The sequence below is a fragment of the Methylopila musalis genome (assembly GCF_042679725.1).
GTDB classification, from domain to species: Bacteria; Pseudomonadota; Alphaproteobacteria; order Rhizobiales; family Methylopilaceae; genus Methylopila; species Methylopila musalis.
This window is the reverse complement of the sequence record NZ_JBHTMX010000326.1, coordinates 1-1877: the sequence shown is the minus strand read 5'-3', so window position 1 is coordinate 1877 and position 1877 is coordinate 1. Positions and strand designations below refer to the sequence as shown.

General features: G+C 73.6%; 2 protein-coding genes and 1 pseudogene. All 3 read right to left on the bottom strand.

Annotated features, from left to right (window positions below):
• On the bottom strand, nt 1–998 hold a 998-nt coding region (locus ACFQ4O_RS17270; RefSeq protein WP_378777580.1), incomplete at its 3' end, for an adenosylmethionine--8-amino-7-oxononanoate transaminase.
• Nucleotides 995–1621, bottom strand: a complete 627-nt coding sequence (gene bioD, locus ACFQ4O_RS17265) for a dethiobiotin synthase (RefSeq protein WP_378777578.1) — start codon at nt 1619–1621, stop codon at nt 995–997. The genes ACFQ4O_RS17270 and bioD, both read right to left, overlap by 4 nt.
• Nucleotides 1618–1877: pseudogene (locus ACFQ4O_RS17260) on the bottom strand (8-amino-7-oxononanoate synthase); the annotation flags it as partial. The pseudogene ACFQ4O_RS17260 and the gene bioD, both read right to left, overlap by 4 nt.

The window sequence follows — 1877 nt, the reverse complement described above, 5'->3', positions numbered from 1 at the left end:
CGCGCGGCGAGCGCCCGCGCGGGCGCGGCGACGCGCTCCGCCACCGGCTCCTCGCGCCACACCGCGATGTTGGCGCAGGCCGCGGCGCAGGCGATCGGGTTCGCGGTGTAGGACGAGGAATGGAAGAAGGTCTTCGCCCGGTCGTGCGAGCGGTGCGCGGCGAAGATCTCCTCGGTCGACAGCGTCGCGGCGAGGGGAACCACGCCGCCGGTGAGCCCCTTCGACGTGCAGAGGATGTCCGGGGATATGCCGGCCTGCTCGCAGGCGAACAGCGTTCCGGTGCGGCCCCAGCCGGTCATGACCTCGTCGGCGATGAGGAAGGTCCCGGTCGTGTCGGCGATCCGGCGCAGCTCGGCGAGCACCCACGGCGGATAGACGCGCATGCCGCCTGCGCCCAGCACCAGAGGCTCCACGATCAGCGCCGCGACCTCGCGCGAGCGGGCGAGCCGCTCGAAGGCGTCGAGCGTCGCCTGCTCCGCGCCGGCCGCGGGGAAGGGGATGCGCGCCACGTCGAACAGCAGCGGCTCGTAGGGCGCGTTGAACACGCCGCGCTCGCCCACGCTCATCGCCCCGATGCTGTCGCCGTGATAGGCGTCCTCCATCGCGACGATGGTGGAGCGCTTCAGGTCGCCGGCGTTGCGGGCCGCGCCCAGCGCCATCTTCAGCGCCACCTCGACCGCGGTGGAGCCGGAATCCGAATAGAACACGCGGGTCAGGCCCTGCGGCGCCAGCGCCGTCAGATCGCGCGCCAGCCGCTCGGCGGGTTCGTGGGTGACGGTGGCGAAGATCACCTGATCGAGGCTCTCCGTCGCCTCGCGGATCGCGGCGGTGATGCGCGGATGGCGGTGGCCGTGTGTCGTCACCCACCAGGACGAGATGGCGTCCAGCAGCCGGCCGCCGTCGGCCGTGGTGAGCCAGGCGCCCTCGGCGCGGGTCACGACCGGCGGATCGGGCTCCAGCGCGTGCTGGAAGAAGGGCCGCCAGACGGGCGAGCTCACGACCGGAAATCCGCGAGGTCGAACGCGGCCGCGAAGGCCGCGCGCAAGGCGTCCGGCGTCAGCGGATCGAGCCGGGGCAGGCGGCCCAGAACCTTCGCTCCGGAAAAGGCCGCGATGGTGGCGATGCTGTCGTCGTTGGCGTCGCCGACGAAGGCGACGCCAAGCACGGCCACGCGCCGGCTCGCCAGCGCCTCCAGCGACAGCAGGGTGTGGTTGATGGTTCCAAGCCCGGTGCGCGCCACCAGCGCCACGGGAAAACCCCAGCGCGCGAACAGGTCGATGGTGAGCGCGCGCCGGTTCAGCGGCACCAGCAGGCCGCCGGCGCCCTCGATCACCAGCGGGCCGTCGCTTTGGGGCGGCGCGAGCGCCTCTGGATCGATCTTCACGCCGTCGATCTCGGCGGCGAGGTGTGGGGAGACCGGGGTGCGGAGCCGCCACGCCTCGGGGACGATCCGCTCCGGCGGAAGGCGCGCGAGCCGCGCGACCTCCGACGTGTCGCCGCCCTCGTCGAGGCCGGACTGCACCGGCTTCCAGTAGCGCGCGCCGAGCGCCGCCGTGAGGGCTGCGGCGAACACGGTCTTGCCGACGCCGGTGTCGGTTCCTGTGACGACGATGGGGCTCATGCGGCGGCGGCCGTCAGCGTCGCGGCGAGCGCGTCCATCAGCGCCGACACGGTCGGCTCGTCCACGTTGAGAGTGAGGGAAAGCCGGAGCCGCGCGGTGCCGTCCGGCACGGTGGGCGGGCGCACCGCCCGGCAGTCGAAGCCGGCGGCCTGCAGCGCGTCGGCCGCCGCCACCGCGCGGGCGTTGGCGCCGAGGATCACCGGCTGGATCGGGGAGCCGACGACAACCACTGTCACGCTTTCGCCACAGCGCGCCG

What these genes read in the sequence shown, in the direction of transcription:
- bioD (WP_378777578.1), bottom strand. Translation starts at nt 1,621, where the DNA reads ATGAGCCCCATCGTCGTCACAGGAACCGACACCGGCGTCGGCAAGACC.